The following is a 23,204-nucleotide window of genomic DNA, read 5'->3' as shown; positions in this document are numbered from 1 at the left end:
AACAACTTGGCTGATTGAGGTTAATCAATAGCTACTATTTCTCCTACCCTCGAAAAGCGCCGCGGATATAGATCGCCAGCTCTTCTGCCAGGGCTTTGTTCGGGCCGTCTGCGAGGTACATGTTGATGCTGCATCGGGGGAGAGTTGGTAGCTCGCCGCGATGGTCGATTTCTTCGATGCCAGGGTCGCTGAAGGTTGGGAGTTCGGGGCGCACCGCGAAGTCTGCGGCGACGGCGACCGAGGTGGAATCTTCGCTGTCGGTATCGACTGCGTCCAGCCAAGGAATACCAGCCTGTTCCAGTGCATCAATCATAGATCGTCGAAAGGCACACCCGCGCACCATGGCAACGGGTAGCGGACGTGCCATCCAAGCATGTCCCTTTACCGCACCCGTCCATAACAAAGGCTGTACAGCTAATAGTTCTCCATTAGAGGGTAGCTTCTGGTCTTTGTCATAGACCTCTGTTGTTAGAATGAGGTCTTGTTGGCCATGTTCAATTTCAGCCGCCAGATCAATTGATCCCGCAGTTTTTAGTTTGACCTGCACCCGGGGGAAGTCCCGGTTGAACTGTTTAAGAACATTTGGGATATGTGGCCTTATCACATCGCCCGGCACGCCAAGGCAAATCGTCCCCTCGTACTTTGGAGCTGTCAACCTGCCCCAAATTTCATCGTTCAGGTCCAGCATGGACCGGGCATAGCCAAGTAACTGGTCACCCTCTGCCGTTGGCCGGATGCCCCGCCCGCTATTACGATCCAGCAAAGGCAGACCAACGCTTTCTTCCAATCGCTTAATCTGCATGCTAATGGTCGATTGCGTCATATGCAGTTTGTTCGCCGCCGCTGTCATACCACCGGTTTCACTGACAGTGATAAAACTACGTAATGTTCCAAGGTCAAAATTTCTCAATCTACAGACTTTCCCGTGTTCGTTTGATATCCGAAAATCACACTATCAATTTTTGTGATGATATTCATCAATACTATTCACTTCCATAATACTAAATTCATGACAATATATCAATAACATTGATCACAAACACCAAAACCATCACATTTTACAATGGAGGATGAAATGCTAAAACAACCATGTCATACCTTACGTACAAACGGCGCTTGCGGAACTTCTTTTTCTCAGGATCACACAGTCTTCACATCGGCCCCAAAAGAAGCGACAACCTTATTAAATCGTCTCCTTGCCCGAACTCGTAACTGGTTTGCAACGGCTTTTGAAGTTCGGAAAGAGCGACGCGTTTTGGCAGACCTAACATCCGAACAACGAGAAGATATCGGCTTGAGTAAAGAACAGGTTCATCAGGAAAGCATCCGTGCCTATTGGGACCTACCGACTGATCGCGTGAAATAAACGCTTTGTCATCAACACTCAATTGTCAACGTACGACCAAGGAATTAGATCACACTTTTTTGCTTTGTACTTAACATCAGAGAAAACAGAGTGATCTATCGGGAGTAAGAGTTAAGTTAAACGACGATCTCTTTCTTCCAGGCTAAACAAACCCTGCTGTTTGATTATGCTAAAATAAAAGCCGATAGGGTTAGTCCTATCGGCTTTTTCTTATGGTTATTCGGAATTTTCAATCCCCGAACTTGATTACAGTAGCTCTTCGTGGTCCTCGCCTTCGGTCGTACCGCCCTTGAGCTTGGATGCCAGAGATGCTTCGAGGAACATATCGATATCGCCGTTTAGCACAGCACCCGAGTTGCTGGTTTCTGCCCCTGTACGCAGGTCTTTCACCATTTGATATGGCTGTAGAACGTAGGACCTGATCTGCCGTCCCCAACCGATCTCGGTTTTTGAATCCGCTTCCGCCTGGGCAACTTCTTCACGTTTTTGCATTTCGTGTTCGAACAAGCGCGATTTCAACATGTTCATCGCGGTTGCGCGGTTCTTATGCTGAGAACGGTCATTCTGACACTGCACAACGATACCTGTTGGTTCGTGAACGATACGAATCGCTGAATCAGTCGTGTTCACGTGCTGCCCACCCGCGCCGGAAGCACGGAAGGTATCAACACGAATATCCTTATCCAGAATCTCGATATCAAAGCTGTCATCGATAACAGGATAGACCCACGCAGAGCTGAATGATGTATGACGACGGGCCTGTGAATCATAGGGCGAAATCCGCACAAGACGGTGCACACCAGCTTCGGTTTTCAACCAGCCATAGGCATTATGACCCTTGATCATAACCGTTGCGGACTTCAGGCCAGCTTCTTCACCACTGCTTTCTTCCAGCCATTCGACCTTGTAGCCATGCTGCTCGGACCAACGTGTGTACATGCGCAGAAGCATTTCGGCCCAGTCCTGCGCCTCGGTACCGCCAGCACCTGCATTGACCTGTAGATAACAGTCATTTGCATCGGCTTCACCGGACAACAGGCTTTCCAGCTGTTTTTTATCCGCCAGTTCCTTCAGGGCGAAAATCTGGTTTTCCCCCTCATCAACAGAGCCCTGATCACCTTCGTCTTCACCCATCTCAATCAATAATGTGGCTTCTTCCACATCGCTTTCGATCTTGCGCACAGCCGCAATCGACTGTTCAAGATGGGTACGTTCTTTCATCAGCGCTTGGGCAAGCTGCTGATCATTCCAGAGTTCAGGGTCTTCAGCACGAACATTAAGTTCGTCTAATCGTCTAAGTGCGGCATCCCAGTCAAAGATGCCTCCTCAGCAGGATCAGCGACTGTTCAATATCGCTAACCGCTGCTTCGATCTCGGCGCGCATTTTTATACGGCCTCCTCGTCAGCTAGATTTAAAATAAGTAATTCGGTTTCTTCTACCTGTTTAGGATGGGTTAATACAACCCCTCGGTTGTCAATCCATCGGTCACAGATAAAAGAGGATTGTCATTCTCTTCGCCAGCGCCGGAAAAATTAGGTGATGGCACGTTTTCAGGCTTGAAAGCTTCGACAATCACGTTGCTATCATTCACCCCGGCCAAGCGGCCTGTTTCAGCGTTAATTCTAACCAGTCTTATCCCTGCCGGAACCCGGAAAGGCGTTGCAGGAGCACCTTTCAAAGCTTCTTCCATAAAGGATTTGAAAATTGGCGCGGCCGCACTTGCACCCTGTTCTTTGGCCCCCAGTGTTTTGGGATTATCAAACCCCACATAGGCACCAACAGCCAAATCAGGAGAGAAACCAAGGAACCAGGCATCAAAACTTTTATTGGTTGTCCCTGTTTTACCACCAAGCGGCTTGCCGATAGATTTAATCCGGCGGCCAGTTCCACGCTGCACGACGCCCTCGAGCATAGACACAACTTGATATGCTGACGCGGGGTCAACGATCTGTTCGCGCGTATCCGGCAATGTTGGGACAGGCTGGTTTTTCCACTCATCATCACTCACGCAGGGTAAACAGTTTCGGGAATCGTGTCTGAAAACTGTTTTACCGCGCCGATCTTGAATTCTATCAACAAGAGTTGGTTCAATACGCTTGCCGCCATTTACCAGCATCGCATAGGCAGTTGTCATCTGTAACAAGGACGTTTCACCGGCCCCTAACGACATTGACAACACAGGCTTCATATCGTTCTCAATACCAAAACGCCTCACATACTCGACGATTTTGTTCATGCCGACATTCTGGGCAAGACGAACTGTCATCAGATTACGTGACTTTTCCAGGCCAACCCGCATCCGTGTCGGCCCATAGAATTTTTTGGTGTAGTTTCCCGGCTTCCATTTACCAAGGCCTGCACCCTGATCTAACGAGAAAGGCGCATCCTGTATAAGTGTTGCAGGCGTGTAGCCATTATCCAGACCGCTGAGATAAATAAAAGGTTTGATCGCCGATCCCGGCTGACGGATCGCCTGTGTTGCGCGATTGAAAGAACTGCGCGAGAAAGAAAAACCGCCCGACATTGCCAAAACCCTGCCCGTATGGGGGTCGATGGCAATAAGTCCACCGTTCACATCTGGAATCTGCCGCAGGGCAAAGGTATTTTCAGGATAGTCATTTCCTTTAGGCGTCTTTGTAACGCCTTCTACAAGGACAACATCACCCAGCGATAACACGTGTCCCGGCGTACTCGGTACACCGCCAAAGCGTTGATTTTTGAGCCACTTACGTGCCCATTTCATCTCGCTCATAGGGATCGTGCCGCGCAATCCATCCGCAAGGCCGATGGAAACTGACTTTTTACCAACGTCCAAAACAGCCGCGAGTTTCCAGGGATTAGCCCCTTTGGGGGCGGGGATCGCTTCCAGTTGCCTTTTCCATCCATCCGGCGATTCCGGATCATAGGTCGTAACAGGACCACGCCATCCATGACGACGATCGTATTCGATCAATCCGTCCCGTAAGCTCTTTTGTGCAATTTTCTGTAGTCTCGGCTGAAGGGTTGTCCGAACAGACAGCCCGCCTTCGTAAAGCCCGTCTTCGCCATAAAGATCGATCAACTCGCGACGCACTTCTTCAGAGAAATAAGGCGCATCAACTACTTCAGTTTGATCACGCTTGATCACCTCTAGCGGGGACTGCCAGGCTGTTTCAGCCTCTGCCTCGGTAATCTTGCCGTTTTCAAGCATACGACCAATAACCCAGTTCCGGCGCGCAAGTGCCGCTGCATGACGGCGTACAGGGTGGTAGTTGGACGGTGCTTTTGGCAAAGCAGCCAGATAAGCAGCCTCGGCAATCGTCAATTCATCAAGCGATTTGTTGAAATAATTCAAGGACGCCGCAGCCACCCCATAGGATCGGTAGCCAAGAAAGATTTCGTTCAGATACAGATCAAGAATACGCTCTTTTTCAAAGGCGTTTTCAATTCGATACGTCAAAATGGCTTCTTTGATTTTACGCTCGTAGGATACCTCGTTCGTAAGCAAGAAGTTCTTTGCCACCTGTTGGGTAATTGTTGATGCCCCGATCAGACGTTTGCCCGATCCGATGTTTTTAACATTCGTCAACATCGCACGGGCAAGAGAGAGATAGTTCAATCCGCCATGAGTGTAGAAGTCTTTATCTTCCGCAGAAAGGAATGCATCTTTAACACGGGTCGGTACCGCCGTAATGGGTACATAAATACGCTTTTCCTTCGCGTATTCTTCCATAAGACGTCCGTCACCCGCATGCACTCGGGTTACAGTCGGCGGATCGTAATCTTTAAGATCAGTATGTTCCGGCAGGCCTTTGCCATATTCATAGAGGGCATAGATAACAACGCCCCCGCCAGCAATTGCCATCACAATTCCCAGACCAAACAAATAGCCTAATATCTTAAGAAACTTCACGCCTTAAATCCCAATCAGCATTAACGCCATAATTTTATAGCCTGCCCTATAACTGTGACAGCCATATGGCAAAGCACCAAAACCCATCTGCCAAGTATTGTCCTGCAGCAAGAGTTCAGTATCAACACCTCTATGCGCAAGCCATGCCTTAGTCGTTATGATAATAAAAAACCTAATATACCAGAAAATCTTAAGAAACCAGTTATTGCGCGTTATAACTTTCCAGTTTCCCGAAATATTGATCAACAGCGCGGCTTATCGCCGTCACCAATTTTTCCCTATGCTGATCACTTCTAAGCAAGCGTTCTTCTTGTCTGTTTGACATGTAACCCAGTTCAACCAACACAGACGGAATTATCGGTGATTTCAACACAGCAAAGCCAGCCGAACGATGCGGGCGCCCGAGCAACTTTGCCTCACGCTTCATCTCGCCAACCAACACATTTGCAAACTGCTTACCCTGATTATTGGTCTCACGTTGCGCAAGATCGATTAAAATTTTACTGACGTCTGCGGATTGTTCACTCAAATCAAAACCAATGATAATATCGGCCTTGTTTTCCTTCGCGGCCAATGCTTCGGCTTCTTTATCCGATCCGTTTTCAGACAAACTATAGACAGAAAACCCCCGAACCCTGCTGGACGGATGTTTATTGGCGTGCAGGGAAATAAACAGGTCGCCTTCGGCTTTTTGGGCAATGCCAACCCTTTGCCGAAGCGCTAGCGAGGTATCGGAATTTCGCGTCATGACGACTTGATAACGGCCAGATCGTTCCAATGCGGCCTTAAGGCTCTTGGCATAGCTCAGTGCCAGATTTTTTTCTCGAATGCCTGATACGCCAATTGCTCCGGGATCTACACCACCATGCCCGGGATCAACCACGATAACCTTCTTTGCTTTCTTCTTTGCAACTTTTGGCGCGATCAGAGCAGGCGCAACCGGCGTTGCCGCAACCTGCGTCTTTGCTTTCAAAGGTTTGGTCGAGGTAAGTTGCCTCTTCTGCTCACCTGATGATTTATATCTTGTGGCTGAAATTCTTTTGATATCAACAACAAGACGATGTTTGTGCCCTTCTTTGGGCGGCAACAGAAAAGCTGATGTAATCGAAACAGGATACCGGGCATCAAGAACCACACGACTGATGTTCGGTTCAAAAAGACCAAAACGGAGTGCCTGAACAGCCCCCGTTGCCCTTGGAACCTTATTCTTTGGCACCTTCCAGTTCAACTTGGGTAGATCAATAACAATACGATAAGGGTCAGGCAGCGTGAAAATTCGATAGGCTGGTTCTTCGGATAATTCCATAACAAAACGGGTTTTATCCGGGTGCTTTCCGATTCGAATAGCATCCAGGTCAGAGCTCTGTGCGCTCACAGTTCCCAAAAGAGCAATCAAGGCCAGGAAAATTCCAACCAATCTGGTACAGCTAAAAAACCTAACGTTCATGCGCTCTTTATCTCAAATATCACTGTTTAATACCAAGCTATTTTTGGTTTAATCTAAGTACGTTACTCGAAAAACATACTCATGAAACAACCCTATTATCACGTATTTTTAAAATGAATCCAAAAAAGTGAAATTACCTTCTAGCACAGAGGGAGTGCTCCTGTTAGTCTACAGGCAGAAAATTCTACGCTGATAGTGGAATAACAATCCAACTTACAGCGTGTACTGATGCCTCAGGAGGCTCTGTTAGCGAGAAGCTGCAGATTTCGGTCTTTATAAAAGACGCCCTGAGAAGCAAGTACAAAAAGCCAAACTGATGGGGCAAGGTTTTACAAAAACAACTACCCCTTCAACACTTTTTAACTTAATTGAATCGTCTCTATATTCAAGACGATTCCCAAGCGAGAGCGTTCCCGTTCTTAACTACGGATACGCAGGATAAAGAAACGGTAATGAACGCTCTTGATCATATAAATTCATCGACAATGATGTTCCGTGCGCCGCCTTTGTTACGGCTTACCAAAGGCGCAGGCCGCACGCTGGAGTTACTCACGAATGGCAAAGCGTATGCTAATCGATGCCACCCACCCGGAAGAAGTCCGGGTTGTGGTGCACAACGAAAACAAACTTGAAGATTTCGATTTTGAAACCCAATCCAAGAAACAACTAAAAGGAAATATCTACCTCGCTCGCGTAACCCGTGTTGAACCATCTCTCCAAGCTGCATTCGTAGAATACGGCGGGAATAGGCATGGTTTCCTTCCTTTCAGCGAAATCCATCCGGACTACTACCGTGTTCCGGTTGCTGACCGCGATAGCATTATGGAAGAAGAAGCCGTAGTCGAACCTCAGGAAGAGGACGAAAACAACACTGCGCCTCAGGCAGAGGAAGATACAGCCGATGTTTCTTCAGATTCCCTTGAAAGCGTAGAAAAACAACAAGACGATACCATTGAGGAAATCGCCGGAGAAACCTCTGTCGATAGTATCAATGAAGACGAATCAGACTTTGAAGCAAAAACAAAGTCGCGCGTGAACCTTATGAAGCGTTACAAAATTCAAGAGGTCATCAAGCGTCGTCAGGTTATTCTTGTTCAGGTCGCCAAGGAAGAGCGTGGTAATAAAGGTGCTGCCTTAACGACTTACCTGTCACTTGCAGGGCGGTATTCCGTTCTAATGCCAAATACCAACAAAGGTGGCGGGATTAGTCGCAAAATCAGCAACCCAAATGATCGTAAGCGCTTAAAAGACATTCTTTCCGAACTGAAAATCCCCGAAGGTATCGCCGTGATCGTTCGTACAGCTGGCAGCCAGCGTACGAAAATGGAGATCAAGCGTGATTACGAATATCTTATTCGCCTTTGGAACGAAATTCGCGAAAATACGCTAAAATCCGAAGCGCCTAATCTGATTTACGAAGAAGCCAATCTCATTAAGCGGGCAATGCGTGATCTCTATACCAGTGATATGGAAGAGATTCTGGTTGAAGGCGAACGCGGCTATAAAATGGCCAAAAGCTGTATGCGTTCCCTAATGCCGAGCCATGCTAAAAAGGTTAAGCACTACAAAGGCATGCAGGTTCCCTTGTACCACCGCTTTCAGGTGGAAACGCAAATCGATGCCATGCACAATCCAATTGTGCAGCTTAAATCTGGCGGATATCTGGTTATCAATCCAACAGAAGCCTTGGTTGCTGTCGATGTGAACTCTGGTCGTGCGACCAAAGAACGTCATATTGAAGAAACAGCTTTCAAAACCAATCAAGAAGCCGCCGATGAAGTAGCCCGCCAAGTACGCCTACGCGATTTGGCTGGGTTGTTGGTTATTGATTTCATCGATATGGATGACCCCAAGCACAACCGGGAAGTCGAACGCCGCCTGAAAGACGCCATGCAGGCGGACCGCGCACGCATCCAATTGGGACGGATCAGTCCTTTTGGCTTACTGGAAATGTCTCGTCAGCGTTTGCGCCCAAGTATCGTAGAAAATTCAACGCTGACCTGCCCGCACTGTGACGGGATCGGAACAGTCAGAACAACAGAGTCTGCAGCGCTTCACGCTCTTCGCGCTCTGGAAGAAGACGGCATCCGTAAAGGCAGTGGCAAGATCGCTCTCTTCGTTCCAACCGAAGTTGCGCTGTATATCCTGAATCAAAAACGTTCCCGTCTTATCGAAATTGAACAGCGTTACAATTTTGCCGTTGATATCAATGCAGATGACAGCATTGTTATTCCGAACTTCCGTCTGGAACGCCTTGTTGCAAACAACGATGGTCCTGTCGAAGAAATCATGCCGCCTGAACCTGTAAAATCAACACAGGTGAAATCAACGCGGAATCTCAATGAAGAACGATCCGAGCGCTCAGAACGCAATGACAAACAAGATGGTGACCCGAAACGCCGTCGCCGTCGTCGTCGCCGGAAAGATCGTTCAGAGTTCCCGGATGCAGATAATGATGAGAATGCAAGTTCATCATCTATTGACGAAAGCCAGGAAAGCGATAGCGATCAGGACGCTTCTGGTTCGGATGACGGATTTGATGATGATGGCCGTTCCCGCAAGCGCCGCCGTCGTGGCAAACGTGGCGGAAGAAGAAGAACCAGACGTCCTGAAGGCGAAGAAGAGCAACTGGACGGTTCTGAAGATCAGACAGTGTCTGAAGCTGGCGACGGTGAAGTGTCAGAACAAAAGACAGAAGTGATTTCAGACGAATCACAAGATGCTACTGTTGCAGCCACTACTGTAGTCACTGACGATAAAGCTTCTGACGAAGAGAAGCCCAAGCGTCGTCGTAGCCCTCGCCGTAGAAAACCTGTATCAGCAGATACATCTACAGAAGAAGCGCCAGCTCAGAAAAGCGACTCAACTGAAGACACGGTAAACGCTGAAGCTACTTCGAATTCGGACAGCGTCGACGAAAGTACTTCTACAGCAGAAGTCCAATCACCCGATGATGAAGAAACACCAAAGAAGCCTCGTCGTGCACCTCGCAAAAGAGCAACAACGACGCGGCGGCCACGGAAAAAAGCTGACGACACAGCAGAAAATGCTGTAGAAGAAACCGCAGAGGCTACCACATCGACAGCTGAAACCGAAACTTCAGCTGATAGTGCGCCGAAAGCCAAGCCGAGAACAAGAACTCGCGCGAAAGCTGCAACAAAAACAGGACGTCCTGTTGGCAGACCGAGAAAGACCCCTGCTCCGGCTAAAGAGAAGGCGCCAGAACAGTCTGTTGAAGTGAAAAACATCCCGATCGAAACACCTGTAGCGAAAACAGAAAGCAAACCGGAACCCAAACCTGTTGCTGCAGTTGCGGTAGAAAGTGCACCAGTTCAAGCTGAAGCACCGAAACCAGCACAGCCATCTGGTCCAAAGAAAAAAGGTTGGTGGAGCCGTATAACCGGCAATTAATCGATTTTCTTTACACAAAAAAGAAGCCCCGGACTTCAGTGACCGGGGCTTCTTTTTTACAAGGAAACTTTATGACGTCCTGCCTATCGCCAATCCTTCAGGCGTTTAACTGCTTCGAGCATGGTCTGTTCTGATCCCGCAAAAGAGAACCGCATAAAATGGTTCCCATGAAAGGGATCAAAATCAATTCCCGGTGTCGCCGCAATACCCGTTTCACTCAACAGACGTGTACAAAAAGACTGACTGTCATTCGTACGCTCACTGATGTCTGCGTAGATGTAAAATCCACCGTCAGCCGGGGCAAGGTTATCAAAACCGATCCCTGGTAACTCGTTCAACAAGATTTCTCTGTTACGGGCATATTGTGCGACATAACCTTCAAGAACATCGTAACAGTTAAAAACAGCCGCCCCCGCAATCTGGGATAAAGTTGGCGGAGAAATAAAGAGATTTTGTGCAAGGCATTCCTCTGCTCGCAACATATCCTCGGGCAAAATCATCCACCCCAGTCTCCATCCCGTCATAGAGAAATATTTGGAGAAAGAGTTAATGATGAAAGCATCGTCAGTATATTTCAAAGCCGTTGATGCTTCTGATCCATAGGTAATACCGTGATAAATCTCATCTGAGATCAATCGAATATCATTCAGTGAACAATAATAAATAATCGCTTTGAAAGCCTCTTCGCTTAGCATTGTACCCGCAGGATTGGACGGACTGGCAATGATGACACCATCCAATTCACCCTGCGCCGCCAATAAATCAGCTGTCGGTTGGAAACGCTCTCTTGGGCCAACTTCAATAAGGACAGGCTCTATATCCAATGCGACGAGAATATTTTTATAGGCCGGATATCCCGGAGCCGCCAAGGCAACTCGATCACCCGGATTAAAAGCAGCTAGAAAAGACAATAAAAATCCAGCAGATGATCCCGTCGTCACCATAACACGTCTGGGATCGACCTCTTGTTGATACATATGTTTATAGTGATCCGCTATTCCCTGTCGCAACTCGGGAATCCCCATAGCATCAGTATAACCGATCATCTCAGTATCAAGTGCAGATTTAACGGTCTCAAGAACATACCTAGGTGCTGGTGTTGCTGGCTGACCAAGAGAAAGGTGGAGAATGTTTTCACCTGCCGCTGCACGTTCATTTGCTGCCCGTAAAACATCCATCACAAGAAAGGGGGGAATATCCCCCCTGTTTGAAAGCTTCAATGCCATATTGTTGTCCTAACGTGCCAAACGGCTCAAACCATACCCACGCGTATCCGCAGCAGAGCTACAGGTTTCGGGGTTAAATTTTAAACTTTTTGCACAATGGCTGGAATTAACACGCCCGAATTCCGGAGCAGGCCTCGCATCGTGACCTTTACTTTTCAGACTTTCCACAATTTCAGCTGAACTTTTTTGCTCATAAAAAACGACATCTGGCTTACCGCTGTGATGCAATCGCGCTGCAACTTCAGCATCCTTTAGCGGAATATTCGCCAACAATGTATCCGCCATGACTTTCCCCAAAGCAGATGCACTTACTGCCCCACCTGCCGATGTGCCAGAATAACGTGAGAAAGCCGTCGGTTCGTTCGCGACAACAACGCTCATAACCGTATCCAAGCCATCAGCAGATGAACGTGGCGGTGCAGGTAAAACAATGCCCATCCCTTCAGCCATACGGCCAGAACCAAACAAACCATTTAAGGTAAAGCTGCAGGCGACAGAGTTGTTGTATTTATCAATAACAGAGAAGCCCGCCGCATACGGGTTTCCCGAGGCAGGTAAAGCCTGATAAGGAAGTGCCGACATTGGCGTCGCGCTGCCCGGATTGTAGCTGTCAGACACATTCTCCAGAACCTCTTCCGCGAGTGTTGCCTCTGCGGTAACCTGCCCAGAAGCAACTCCGGCCCGAACGACTTGAGCTCGCTTGAGCGCCTCAACAAACATATGAGAGCGCTCTTCCAGAGACGCCCCCTCATAATCACCGCTAACGTTTAACTGTCCCAATACATTTGCTGTTATCAATGCGCTTCCCGATACATCACCAGAAAAATGAGCAATGTCATCCTTAACCTGAACATTCAAAGGCTCATCAAAGGCAGGGAGATAGTTGCGAACGTCATCACTGCTCAAAGGGAAACCAGCATCAGTTGACGCTTCGGCATAGCGCCTGGTCAAAGGCCCCGCATACAAATACCCTGCGCCCTGCGCCCTTAAGCCACCAAGAATTCCTGATAGCTCAGGTTGCACAAGCTTGTCACCTTCGCGTGGTAACTTGCCATCTTCGCGCGCAAATTTACTCAAAAGCTCGGCATTCACACCTAACCGTTTATTCGCAAGTGCCAGATCGTAGGCAAACGAACGACTAACAGGGTTCCCGAACCGCGCCAAATTCTCGCCATATGCGACCAATTGTTGCCAACGCACAGCCCCGAATCTGGCGTGCATTGCCGCCATCACACGGGGTGCTTTGGGGATAACACCACCAGAAGTGGATGACTTCGGGAGGAAATTCATCGCAACGGCTTTGTTTTCTTGCTTGTCATAATAAGAACACACACCACCGCCAGCGAGACTAACGCGTGAAGGCATCGTTACCGCCATGGTAAAATACATCGCAACAGCAGTGTCCGCGGCGGTCGCACCATTTCCCAGTAGTTCACGCCCAACCTGAGCAGCCCTCGGCTCATCAGCCGACACAACCCCAGCAAACCCCTCAACAACCTGAAGGCTTCCTTTTGCAGTTTCATCCACTGTTTCACAAGCCGAGAGTAGCATTCCTCCCAAACATACTGTTAAGATAGCTGAATGAAGTTTTGTTTTACCGAAAAAGGTGTCTTGCATTACTGACGCTTTGCCCCCAATTGACTATAACGAAATCTTTTAACCTGTGAGAACTGCCCGTTGAATGAACGACCAGCCCGCCTGATTTTACGTATCATTGCTCTTATTGCCACCGTTACTTTTACCTTTCCAGTAAAAGCTCAAGGATTGAATCTAATCCGTGACGCTGAAACAGAGCATGCTCTGAGGATTTATTCCACCCCAATTTTTCAGGCCGCAGGTATAAGCCCGCAAAGTGTAAGGATTTTCATCGTAAATGACAAAAGTCTTAATGCTTTTGTTACCTCGGGCAACAGAATGTTTATTAATACTGGACTACTGACAACGGCTAAGACTCCTTCTGAAGTTATTGGTGTTATAGCCCACGAAACAGGCCATCTTTCAGGCGGTCATGTCGCCTTTCGAGGCGATAGTGTTGATAAAGCCATTGTGACAAACATTGCCAGTTATTTATTAGGAATTGGTGCCGCAATCGCCACTGGCAAAGGAGAAGCCGCCGGTGTCATTATCGGAGCTGGACAATCCTTGGCCTTGCGAAATTTTCTCAGCTACACACGACAACAAGAAGCAGCAGCTGACCAGGCAGCTGTGAAATATCTTCGAGCAACAGGACAAACAGCAGAAGGTCTCAGAGATTTTATGGGTGTATTGAGAGGGCAGGAAGTTCTCCTTAGCCAAAATCAGGACCCCTATTTACGCAGTCACCCCCTATCTCAACAACGATATAATTTTCTGGATAATGAGGTTCAGAAATCTCCTTATTCCGGCAAACCCGATTCGCCGAAAATCGTACAACTACACAAACGTATCGTTGCCAAACTTATCGGCTTCTTGGAATCTTCTGCGAAAGTTCTCAGAAAATATCCCCCCGAAGATATGTCCGAAGAAGGAAGGTATGCTCGCGCTATTTCCTATTACAGATCAACAGATGTAGATAACGCCCTGCGCGAACTGGATAGTTTGTTAACTGATTATCCTAACGACCCTTATTTTCTGGAATTGAAAGGACAGATTCTTTTTGAATTTGCCCGAGGAAAAGAAGCGACACCATATCTTCAAAAAGCTGTTGAACTAGCACCGGATGCAGCACCAATCAAAACGCTATATGCACGCGTCCTTATCGAAGAAAACAATCCAGAAAAAGATTCTATAGCGCTTGAGCATATTCAAAGCATCCTGGCACAAGAACCTAATAATCCTGGCGTTTGGCGACAGGCTGCAATTATTTATGGCCGCCGGGGTGATAAAGGAATGACGTCACTGGCACTTGCAGAACGCGCCTATGGCAGAGGAAAATATGCCGAAGCAGTCATCCAATCCGAACGTGCCCGCGAACTCTTACAAAGTGGATCACCAGCATGGTTGCGCGCTTCTGATCTTAACAGCGCGGCAGACCGCAAAGATAAAAAGCGTAAGAATAACTAGTTCAAAATTATTTAAGCAGAGAAATTCTCCAAGATCAGTCTTAAATATCTTCATAGTTCACAGTAAAGTTCTTTGCATGTTCGCTAGGATTTTATCATTATCACTTTCATTATTCGTCATTAAGAAAAGTTTATACCAATGTTCCCTGATAAAAATAATTACAAAACTCCACGTTGGACGATAGCCCGCAAGCCAATTTTGGCAGGCACAATTGCTCTTTCGGCCATGCTAGCCTCGGGAACACTTGGTTACGCACAGGAAACAAAAGACACCTCGGCACTCTTCCCACTAAAAACAGAAGAACAAACAAAAGCCTTCGAAGAGGCCGTCAAAGAGTATCTTTTGAAAAACCCTGAAGTCATTATCGACTCTCTTACCAGATACCAGGAACTACAGGCACAACGTGAAGAAGAGCAAAAACAACATGCTATTGTCAGCAACGTAGAAGAACTCCACAACTCGCCAACATCACCCTATATCGGTAATCCTGACGGCGATGTCGTTTTGGTTGAGTTTTTTGATTACCGTTGCCCCTATTGCCACAAAGCTGCATCTATCGTTGAGCAGCTTGTTGAAGACGATCCAAACCTCAAAGTTGTTATGAAAGAGTTTCCGATCCTAAGTCCTGAATCTATGATTGCTGCTCGTGCGGCCTTGGCGGCCATGAAACAGGGGAAATATAACGAGTACCATTTTGCTCTAATGGACAATGCTTCCGACCTCTCCCAAGCAAGACTTTTTGACTTGGCCGAAGAACTCGATCTTGACCTTGACCGGTTTAAGGAAGATATGAAATCACCAGAAATTGGCCAGGAAATCCTCAACACCCGTACGTTGGCCCAGAAAATTGGCGCTAACGGCACACCCGCGTTTGTCGTTGGAACAACAAGTGTGCCTCCGAATACCACTTACGAGCAATTCAAAGCACTCATTGAGAGTATTCGTGCAGAGAAAGCCAGTTAATTAACGCCAATTTCGTCCAGACATCCGTCACCGAACCGTTATTTGTCCCCGATGTCCTATCGATAGAAAAAAGCAATAACTTTCGTCGCAATTGATTGCACGATCAGCACTGCTATGTTACGCCTAATCAATTCATTTAACTGAAATGAATGGTGCAAACCTTTGCCGTCAGTGTTGCTTTTGAACGGACCCAATTTAAATCTGCTGGGTAGCCGTGAACCAGAAATTTATGGTTCAGAAACTTTAGAAGACCTAAATACGCTTTGTCACAAACGTGCCAAAGCTCTTGGGCTTTCTTTAGTATGCCAGCAATCCAATTGGGAAGGTCAACTTATTGACTGGATCCACGAAGCACGCGACGTGCACGAAGGTATCATCATCAATCCGGGTGCACTTACCCATACATCAATCGGGTTACTTGATGCACTAAAAGGTGTTGATTTACCTGTTATTGAAGTACATATCTCCAACATCCATCGCCGCGAAAACTTTCGACATAAATCCTATGTATCACAAGCAGCCCTTGGGGTTATCTGTGGCTTAGGACGTCAGGGCTATCTATTGGCTATGGATGCGATGGCTAACGTTTTAAACAGCGAACAAGATTTATAATGTCTAAACTTGAAGTAAATGAGAAGGTTATCCGTACCCTCGCCGGCTTGCTGGATGAAACGGACCTGAGCGAAATTGAATACGAAGCAGACGGTCACCGTATCCGCCTGGTCAGAGGCGGAACAGTCGTCCACGCAGCAGCTCCGGCACCTGTTGCCGCACCAGCGACAGCGGCACCAGCAGCAAGTGATACTGGCGGCGTACCTGTCAATGCCATTACCTCGCCAATGGTTGGAACCGCATATCTCTCTGGAGAGCCAGGTGCGCCGACTTTTGTGAAAGTTGGTGACAGCGTAACTGAGGGACAGACGCTTCTTATTCTTGAAGCAATGAAGGTGATGAACCCTCTGCCTAGCCCAAAATCAGGCGTTGTTAAACAGATCCTCGTCAGTGACGGTCAGCCAATCGAATTTGGCGAGCCACTGATGGTTATTGAATAATAGCTGACACAAGAAGGCTTCATGTTCAAAAAGATCCTCATTGCCAATCGCGGCGAAATTGCCCTTAGAATTCTTCGGGCTTGTCGCGATATGGGCATCGAAACCGTTGCAGTACATTCCACAATCGATTCTGATGCGATGCATGTTCGCCTTGCTGATGAGTCCGTCTGTATCGGCCCCGCACCGAGTAAAGACAGCTACCTCAATATTCCGGCTATCCTTTCAGCCGCGACAATGACAGGCGCTGATGCTATTCACCCCGGCGTTGGCTTTCTTTCAGAGAATGCGGCCTTCGCCGAAATGGTTGAAGAGCACGGCTTTACCTTTATTGGTCCCTCTCCCGAGCATATCCGGATTATGGGTGACAAAGTCGCCGCGAAAGAAACAGCTATCAAGCTTGGGATTCCGGTTGTTCCCGGATCTGATGGCGCGCTGGAAAGTGCCGAAGACGGCATTAGGATTGCCAAGGAAATCGGCTATCCGGTCCTGATCAAGGCGCGTTCGGGCGGCGGTGGTCGTGGTATGAAGGTCGCCAACAATGATGATGAGCTTCGTGAAGGCTTTCGACTGGCACGTACCGAGGCAAAATCTGCTTTTGGTGATGATGTCGTCTATATGGAAAAATATCTGGGGACACCCCGGCATATTGAAATCCAGCTACTAGGTGATGGCCAAGGCGGCGCAATCCACGTTGGTGAACGCGATTGTTCGCTCCAACGACGCCACCAAAAGGTGCTGGAAGAAGCTCCATCACCAATGTTGACCGACGAAGAACGCAACCGTATTGGAAAAATTTCTGCCGATGCAATGCTTGGCTTCGGGTACAAAAGCGCCGGTACGATTGAATATCTCTATGAGAATGGCGAGTTCTTTTTCATTGAAATGAATACGCGTATTCAAGTCGAACATACGATTTCAGAAGCCATCAGCGGCATTGATCTTATGCGCGAAATGATCCGTGTTGCTGCAGGTGAAAAGCTGAGCCACACTCAGGAAGAAGTTGTTCTCAAAGGACATGCCATTGAGTGCCGGATCAATGCTGAACACCCCTTCAACTTCATGCCATCTCCTGGCCAAATCAAAAGCTATCATGCCCCTGGCGGGCTTGGTATTCGCGTTGATGCTGCGATCTATGCCGGGTATAAAATTCCGCCAACTTACGATAGCATGATCGCCAAGCTGATTGTCCATGGCGATGATCGCGCTGATTGTATCATGAAAACAAGACGCGCCTTGCAAGAGTACGTCATTGATGGTGTTAACACATCAATTCCATTGCACATGGAATTAGTGAATAACGAACAATTTCAATCCGGTGTTTACGACATCCACTGGCTGGAAAAGTTTGTTGATAGTTTGAATAAAGGGTAAAAATTGGACAGGCATTCCCCGAATTAGGTGCTTAAGCGTAATTTTCAGGGCATAGGTGTTCATGGAGATCACAGCAGATCTACTCTTAAAAGCATATACCATTGGCGTTTTCCCAATGGCAGAAAGTCATGATTCTCTGGATCTGCATTGGATAGATCCAGAGAATCGCGGCATACTTCCTTTGGATAAAATCCATATATCCAGATCCCTACGTAAAACATTAAAAAGAAAACCCTTTGAGGTTCGCTGTAACACAGCTTTTTCCGATGTACTGGAAATGTGTGCAGCAACGACATCACAGCGTCCAGATACTTGGATAAACCCCCTCATCAAAAAAATATACACCCAACTCCACGAGCGTGGCTTTGCCCACTCTGTTGAATGCTGGCTTGATGGCAAACTCGTTGGCGGTCTCTATGGTGTCTCGCTGGGCGGAGCCTTTTTTGGGGAAAGCATGTTTTCCCGGCGGAGCGATGCAAGCAAGGTGGCTCTTATTCACCTGGCAGCTCGCCTTATTAAAGGAAATTATAACCTGCTGGATACGCAATTCACCACAGAACATTTAAGTCAGTTTGGCACAATTGAAATAGAGCGTGAAATATACAAAAGATGTCTATTCGAAGCTATGCAAGCCCCAGCCCGCTTCCCATTGGAGCTTTCAGAAATCGAACTTTTTGATTTTATAGAAAGCTGCAAAGGCAATCGCTCTACCGTGTATACCGATGACTAATGATTAGTCATTAGTGACAAAGATGACTGATGGGATCAGTCACAGCCAAAATATATCTATCTGTTAGAAAAATAGACCTAAGGGTTACACTTGCTACTCAGTCGCTTTCGTCTCTTCTTCTGCCTGCTCAGAAGCGGCCTGTGCTTCATCCAAAGACATACAGTTTACCACCCAGATATCATACACCGGATGCTCCATAGCCGATACAGCAGGAGATGACGCAAACATCCAACCGGCGAACATTCGCGTTGTTTCAGTATTTTCTTTATGGTCATCAATCTCAAGAAAGGAAGCAGATTCAGGCATTTCTTCCGGGCGGCTTTTACGACACTCTCGCGCATTGATTTCTAGTGATCCAAACCGAACCGGTTGATTTACAGGCACCCGCAACTCGGATACTCGCGCTGTGATTTTGTTCAAACCTTGCAGAACAGCAACTTCATAGGAAATCATCTCGGCTTTAGCCGGTTGCGAAACCGTACCAATAAAGCCCCCTGCTAGTACCCCGGAGATTAAAGCCATCGCTGACAGTGATCGGCATCGTTTTGGAGCAAATTTATTCAAGATCTGTAACAAGCTACCAATGTTCCTCTGTCTGGATCTATCAGTGTTTTTTTGACGCATAAGGATTCACAAGCTCATCAACAATGGCCTTTAAAACCTCTCGCAACTGATCTTCGTCTCCTCCCATAAGAACAGCATCTTCCAATGCGTCTTGTGAAAGTTCTCTTATTTCTTCGAGATTTTCATTTAAGACTTTGATCTTTTCAAGGCAGGAAAGAGGCTCGCCATCAGGTTGGCGCCAGACAGTTGATGATTTTGTCTTCTCTGCCATAGTTATCCCGCCCTAAAATTATCTTTTGAAATCTATGATCAATCACTATCGGCAGAAGAGAAGACAAAACGCCCAAGAAGATCCATAAGATTCACCGAACCTTGGGTATCATCAATTGATCCACCCGCTTCGATATAGTCGTCTTCCCCGCCCGGTTCAAGGCTGACAAAATTTCCACCCAACAAACTGTCAGAGAGAATGCGCGCCGAAGTTCCCTTGGGAAGCTTGATATCATCGTCAATCAAAAGCGTCACAACAGCAAAATAGGTGTCTTTATCCAGTTCTTGGTGAAGAACTGTGCCAACCTTTACCCCTGCGATTTCGACATCCGTACCTGAAACCAAACCACTGGCATTATCGAACTCAGCAACAACTTCGTATCCGGTAGAAGATCCGCCTGAATTACTGCTAAAAGCGAAGAAGCCAAAGGAAACAGCAACAAGCAAAACAAGCCCGCCAATAATCGTTTCAACAATACTTCTATTCATCGAGTTCACCTACGAAGGAAAATTGAGTTTGAAAAATAAAGGCAGAAGTTCTGGAAAAACCAACCTCTACCTTGAATGACTATAATTTATTCAGGCTGCCAAGCGTCATAATCACCCGAAACACGTGGACGGTCACCTGCCTTTAACATACTTCCTTGTGGACGGTATGCTTCGGCTGTACCCGTTTTATTTGGTTGATGTTCCTGCTGCCACGCGTGTTTGGCGTAACCGCCTTCGGGTGGTAATTCGTCCGTTGTGTGATGTATCCAGGCATGCCAGTCAGCGGAAACGCGACTTGCTTCCGGCTCTCCATTATAAATGACCCAACGACGTTCTGACCGTAGGCTATTCTTATGTACTTCACTGCCACCCTTGGTGCGATAGAACTTGTTGCCGTCCTTATCTTGCCCAACCAACTCACCTTTGAGCCATGTGAACAGACGAGTTCCAAGAGGAGTTCCAGCCATATCTCTTCCTTAATTGAATTGGGTTCTAACCCTATTCTTATATATCTGTCTTATGAACAGCGACTTAAGACAGCTGTTCTTTGTTCGTAAATAACAAGTATCATTATAGAAACGCTACTTATCGTTCAGCGCTGAATATTACACTGCAACCCCGTTCAGTCCAGCCTAAAGGGCGCAAAAATGACGTAAATTTTACCCAGCTACGCCTCCGCGTCCTCTTTTGAAACAGTTGTAAGCCCTTCTTGTGCACAGATCATGTTCCAATCCCCCTCTTCAACTTGATACCCTTCTTCTGCGATATCCTGATTTCGTGCGATCTGATCTGCGGGGTTAAACAAGCGTGCAGGTGCCGTAGAAACACCAGCTTCAAGACCTTTAATCATATCGGGGTAAAGCTGGGGAAGATCCAAAACCAAGAGCGTACAGCCCGGCACCTGCTTATCTGATTTATTAGGGTCTGATTTAGTCAGATCTGATTTAGTCAGGGCACTGACAACCAACTCGCCAATGTTTCCCGGCGTTATACCTTGCATAAAAGCATCATGGCTAACCGGCAAACCATAAAGTTCGATATAAAGATCTTCTTCATCACCAGGCACACCAATGATACCGCGACAATTACCATAAAGCTCCGTCAGGATCTGACCTTCTTCGGAAACTTGATCAACCGCAAAGGTAGCAAAGCAAGCCAAACCATCTTGCATCGCCTCTTCAACCAGTTGCCCCAAGCCAACCAAATCACAAACATTAGAGATAACGGCAAGTCCCATGCCCTGATCTTTTGCATTAAGGCTGGCTTTTTCCATCGCCTGAATACCTGCAACGGCCAATGACTGCCCCTTTGCATCCAGAAAAACCGTGTTTCCCTGTTCGGATAACTGCTCAATTTTAGTCATATCCGTCTGACTATACGCACTTTTGTTTTTAGCCAGGAAGCGAATGCCACAGCGGTGAATACGTTCTGCCCATTGCACCATGGTCGAAGCTCGATCAAGGGTAATTTCCTGCGCACCTCTGGCCTCCAGGCAATCTTCAAGTTTATCGCGAAAATCTATTAGGGAAACTCTCATGCAGCCGTTTTCACTCCGGTCTTTTGATCTATTGATAATGCAGTTTTTATTCTGAAGTTTAGATAACACAGACAGTGGGATGATACACGTCTCGATGTTTTTTTTAACACTGCGCCAATTGACACTGGTGACACTGGGCCAAAAGTCACGCCGTTTGAAATTTACTAAATCCAGCAAATCTCACATGTGCTTTCCCTTGCGGTAGGACTTAAAAAGAGCTTAAGTCACCATAGACGGATAGTGCCTTGTAGATAATGGCAATCAGATCGTCGCCGTTGCGCCAGGGATAATCGTCAGATAATCGTCATCAAAAATAATCAGGGCGGTCCGAAAAATAGTAGATTGAACGTAAGTGCCGTTACCCCGAACATTCTAAAGAGTATTATTGTGAATAATGCAAAAGCCCAAAAGCCTCCACTCTTCGGCATTGCCACTGGTCTTGCTGGAGGGACTGCGTTCGGGCTGATTACGCCAATTTTTCCTTTTGCACATGCCATCGGTGTTACAGCCAGTAGCGCAACAATCATGCGCTTTGTACTTGGCAGTTTGCTTATGGCGGCTATCGTGCTTGTCAGCCGAAGTACATTAATCGTACCTAGAAATAAAATTCTCCCCCTCTGTAGTATGGGGCTGCTTATTTTCAGCGTTACGGTCTGTTACCTTTCCGCCGTCACCTATATACCTGTTAGCCTAGGTGCTATCCTGTTCTATACCTATCCTGTTATTGTCACCGTAATTGATCCGTTGTTACAAAGACGCCTGCCAAGCCTCATTCAACTAGGCCTTTCCATCCTTGCCTTTACTGGTATTACAATTGCGCTGGGCACCAACATAGAAGAACTGGACTGGCGGGGTGTTCTATTCGTTATGGGGGCAACTCTTTCCATATCCGGGACATTAATTGTCAGCAGATCAGTGGTAAGTCATGTTCCCAATCTGACGATTGTATTTTACGTCAATATCGTCGCAACAGTTTTAACCTGTATGTATCTTCTCTTTGACGACAACATCAGCTTACCAAACGAATGGACAGATCAATCGCTTGGCTGGTCCCTCTCTATCGCGATTGCCTTGCTTTATCTGCTGGCGACTTTGGGGCAAATAACAACCGTCAACTTTGTTGGCCCTTCCAGAACAGCCATGCTCTTTAATATAGAGCCTGTTGTCACCATCATCACCGCAGTCATTATTTTAAACGAAACCTTGAACAAGTCCCAGATAATCGGGTCGCTTTTTGTATTAAGCGCCGTTGTTATTTCCTGCTATCGCCCGGTTCGAGTGCCGACAGCTTAACCCACGGAATCAATCTCTGCCTCTTTTCAATTCTCTCATTGATTTAGAGAAAACTATTTCACGTATTTTTTTGTTACTACAACCTATTGGTTAGAGCTATATATTTTAGGCATTTACAGAAACACAGCTCCATAACTTTGGTTCCGCCCTTAAATGTAACCGTTTAATTTTCTTTTTACTGACACGAATCGGTAATGAAAACCTGACACTGTTCACACGGGAATATTCCAACCAGATTCGAAATCGTCCGAGATACTTTTTACACATTTTTAAATAAATAAAATTGCATTTTAGATATCCGTTAAAGAGTTTGATTTTTCCGCCACTTTTCAAACACAATAGATTTCGTCCTCTTATCATCAACAGATTTATCCACAGGCTTATTCAAGCCCCGGGACGCAAAAAATTGTGTGTCAATACGCAAAATAGTGATGACGACAACCAAATATTGTGGTTAAATCACTTCAGATCAACAAAATGTGCTTCTACCTGCAGAAACCCGCAGAGTCCTAGACTTGTGGGCCGAGTGATATGAGTGAGCTCTGGAATA

20 protein-coding genes are annotated in these 23,204 nt (G+C 46.9%); 9 read left to right on the top strand and 11 right to left on the bottom strand.

What is annotated here, in order from left to right; translation table 11 throughout:
- Positions 1 to 43: 43 nt before the first annotated feature.
- Positions 44 to 910 (bottom strand): LysR family transcriptional regulator, encoded by an 867-nt coding sequence (locus WH96_RS16920; protein ID WP_047765403.1) that lies wholly within the window; start codon positions 908 to 910, stop codon positions 44 to 46.
- A 165-nt stretch (positions 911 to 1,075) separates the two neighbouring features.
- Between WH96_RS16920 and WH96_RS16915 the strand changes: the two genes are divergently transcribed.
- Positions 1,076 to 1,366, top strand: coding sequence for a hypothetical protein (locus tag WH96_RS16915; protein WP_047765402.1), 291 nt, complete (start codon positions 1,076 to 1,078; stop codon positions 1,364 to 1,366).
- Between the two features lie 246 nt (positions 1,367 to 1,612).
- Here the strand turns inward: WH96_RS16915 and prfB are convergent.
- From prfB to WH96_RS16900, 3 genes are all read right to left on the bottom strand, one after another.
- Positions 1,613 to 2,750, bottom strand: a protein-coding gene (gene prfB, locus WH96_RS16910; RefSeq protein WP_156176839.1) for a peptide chain release factor 2 whose coding sequence is annotated in 2 segments (ribosomal slippage) — positions 1,613 to 2,680 and positions 2,682 to 2,750 — 1,137 coding nt in all. Because the reading frame shifts where the segments join, the coding sequence is not laid out codon by codon here.
- A gap of 70 nt (positions 2,751 to 2,820) precedes the next feature.
- On the bottom strand, positions 2,821 to 5,259 hold the full coding sequence (locus WH96_RS16905; protein ID WP_053006081.1) for a penicillin-binding protein 1A: 2,439 nt from the start codon (positions 5,257 to 5,259) through the stop codon (positions 2,821 to 2,823).
- 202 nt (positions 5,260 to 5,461) lie between these two features.
- Positions 5,462 to 6,706, bottom strand: coding sequence for an N-acetylmuramoyl-L-alanine amidase (locus WH96_RS16900; protein ID WP_047765400.1), 1,245 nt, complete (start codon positions 6,704 to 6,706; stop codon positions 5,462 to 5,464).
- A gap of 555 nt (positions 6,707 to 7,261) precedes the next feature.
- Here WH96_RS16900 and WH96_RS16895 point away from each other — a divergent pair.
- A complete protein-coding gene (locus tag WH96_RS16895) occupies positions 7,262 to 10,117 on the top strand; it encodes an Rne/Rng family ribonuclease (protein ID WP_047765399.1) in 2,856 nt (951 codons plus the stop codon).
- 83 nt (positions 10,118 to 10,200) lie between these two features.
- On the opposite strand, the gene WH96_RS16890 is transcribed toward WH96_RS16895, so the two are convergent.
- Together WH96_RS16890 and WH96_RS16885 are read right to left on the bottom strand one after the other, a co-directional pair.
- Complete coding sequence (locus WH96_RS16890; RefSeq protein ID WP_047765398.1) at positions 10,201 to 11,343, bottom strand: pyridoxal phosphate-dependent aminotransferase; 1,143 nt, start codon at positions 11,341 to 11,343, stop codon at positions 10,201 to 10,203.
- Positions 11,344 to 11,352: 9 nt separating this feature from the next.
- Complete coding sequence (locus tag WH96_RS16885) at positions 11,353 to 12,960, bottom strand: gamma-glutamyltransferase (protein ID WP_047765397.1); 1,608 nt, start codon at positions 12,958 to 12,960, stop codon at positions 11,353 to 11,355.
- A gap of 60 nt (positions 12,961 to 13,020) precedes the next feature.
- Between WH96_RS16885 and WH96_RS16880 the strand changes: the two genes are divergently transcribed.
- The 6 genes from WH96_RS16880 (at position 13,021) to aat (ending at position 18,501) form a co-directional block, all read left to right on the top strand.
- Positions 13,021 to 14,385, top strand: a complete 1,365-nt coding sequence (locus tag WH96_RS16880) for a M48 family metalloprotease (RefSeq protein ID WP_053006079.1) — start codon at positions 13,021 to 13,023, stop codon at positions 14,383 to 14,385.
- Between the two features lie 138 nt (positions 14,386 to 14,523).
- Complete coding sequence (locus tag WH96_RS16875; protein ID WP_053006077.1) at positions 14,524 to 15,348, top strand: DsbA family protein; 825 nt, start codon at positions 14,524 to 14,526, stop codon at positions 15,346 to 15,348.
- A 162-nt stretch (positions 15,349 to 15,510) separates the two neighbouring features.
- Positions 15,511 to 15,960, top strand: a complete 450-nt coding sequence (gene aroQ / locus WH96_RS16870; RefSeq protein ID WP_047765396.1) for a type II 3-dehydroquinate dehydratase — start codon at positions 15,511 to 15,513, stop codon at positions 15,958 to 15,960.
- Complete coding sequence (locus WH96_RS16865; protein WP_047765395.1) at positions 15,960 to 16,400, top strand: acetyl-CoA carboxylase biotin carboxyl carrier protein; 441 nt, start codon at positions 15,960 to 15,962, stop codon at positions 16,398 to 16,400. Before aroQ ends, WH96_RS16865 begins: the two co-directional genes overlap by 1 nt.
- A gap of 21 nt (positions 16,401 to 16,421) precedes the next feature.
- On the top strand, positions 16,422 to 17,771 hold the full coding sequence (gene accC / locus WH96_RS16860; protein ID WP_047765394.1) for an acetyl-CoA carboxylase biotin carboxylase subunit: 1,350 nt from the start codon (positions 16,422 to 16,424) through the stop codon (positions 17,769 to 17,771).
- 61 nt (positions 17,772 to 17,832) lie between these two features.
- On the top strand, positions 17,833 to 18,501 hold the full coding sequence (gene aat, locus WH96_RS16855) for a leucyl/phenylalanyl-tRNA--protein transferase (RefSeq protein WP_047765393.1): 669 nt from the start codon (positions 17,833 to 17,835) through the stop codon (positions 18,499 to 18,501).
- A 93-nt stretch (positions 18,502 to 18,594) separates the two neighbouring features.
- Here aat and WH96_RS16850 read toward each other — a convergent pair whose 3' ends face one another.
- The 5 genes from WH96_RS16850 to WH96_RS16830 form a co-directional block, all read right to left on the bottom strand.
- Entirely contained in the window at positions 18,595 to 19,023 is a 429-nt protein-coding gene (locus tag WH96_RS16850) for a DUF2155 domain-containing protein (RefSeq protein ID WP_047765455.1), read from the bottom strand.
- Positions 19,024 to 19,105: 82 nt separating this feature from the next.
- Positions 19,106 to 19,336: a hypothetical protein gene (locus WH96_RS16845; protein WP_047765392.1), complete on the bottom strand. Its 231-nt coding sequence runs from the start codon at positions 19,334 to 19,336 to the stop codon at positions 19,106 to 19,108.
- Between the two features lie 38 nt (positions 19,337 to 19,374).
- Positions 19,375 to 19,824 carry an outer membrane lipid asymmetry maintenance protein MlaD gene (gene mlaD, locus WH96_RS16840; RefSeq protein ID WP_047765391.1) on the bottom strand — a complete coding sequence of 150 codons (450 nt, stop codon included), beginning with the start codon at positions 19,822 to 19,824 and terminating at the stop codon, positions 19,375 to 19,377.
- Between the two features lie 86 nt (positions 19,825 to 19,910).
- Positions 19,911 to 20,291, bottom strand: a complete 381-nt coding sequence (locus WH96_RS16835) for an NADH:ubiquinone oxidoreductase subunit NDUFA12 (RefSeq protein ID WP_047765390.1) — start codon at positions 20,289 to 20,291, stop codon at positions 19,911 to 19,913.
- 200 nt (positions 20,292 to 20,491) lie between these two features.
- Positions 20,492 to 21,361 carry a hypothetical protein gene (locus tag WH96_RS16830; protein ID WP_156176838.1) on the bottom strand — a complete coding sequence of 290 codons (870 nt, stop codon included), beginning with the start codon at positions 21,359 to 21,361 and terminating at the stop codon, positions 20,492 to 20,494.
- 387 nt (positions 21,362 to 21,748) lie between these two features.
- Here WH96_RS16830 and WH96_RS16825 point away from each other — a divergent pair, with 387 nt between their 5' ends.
- A complete protein-coding gene (locus WH96_RS16825; protein WP_047765388.1) occupies positions 21,749 to 22,654 on the top strand; it encodes a DMT family transporter in 906 nt (301 codons plus the stop codon).
- Positions 22,655 to 23,204: the final 550 nt, after the last annotated feature.

The organism is Kiloniella spongiae (assembly GCF_001026905.1).
GTDB lineage: Bacteria > Pseudomonadota > Alphaproteobacteria > Kiloniellales > Kiloniellaceae > Kiloniella > Kiloniella spongiae.
This window is presented reverse-complemented; position numbering and strand designations above follow the sequence as displayed.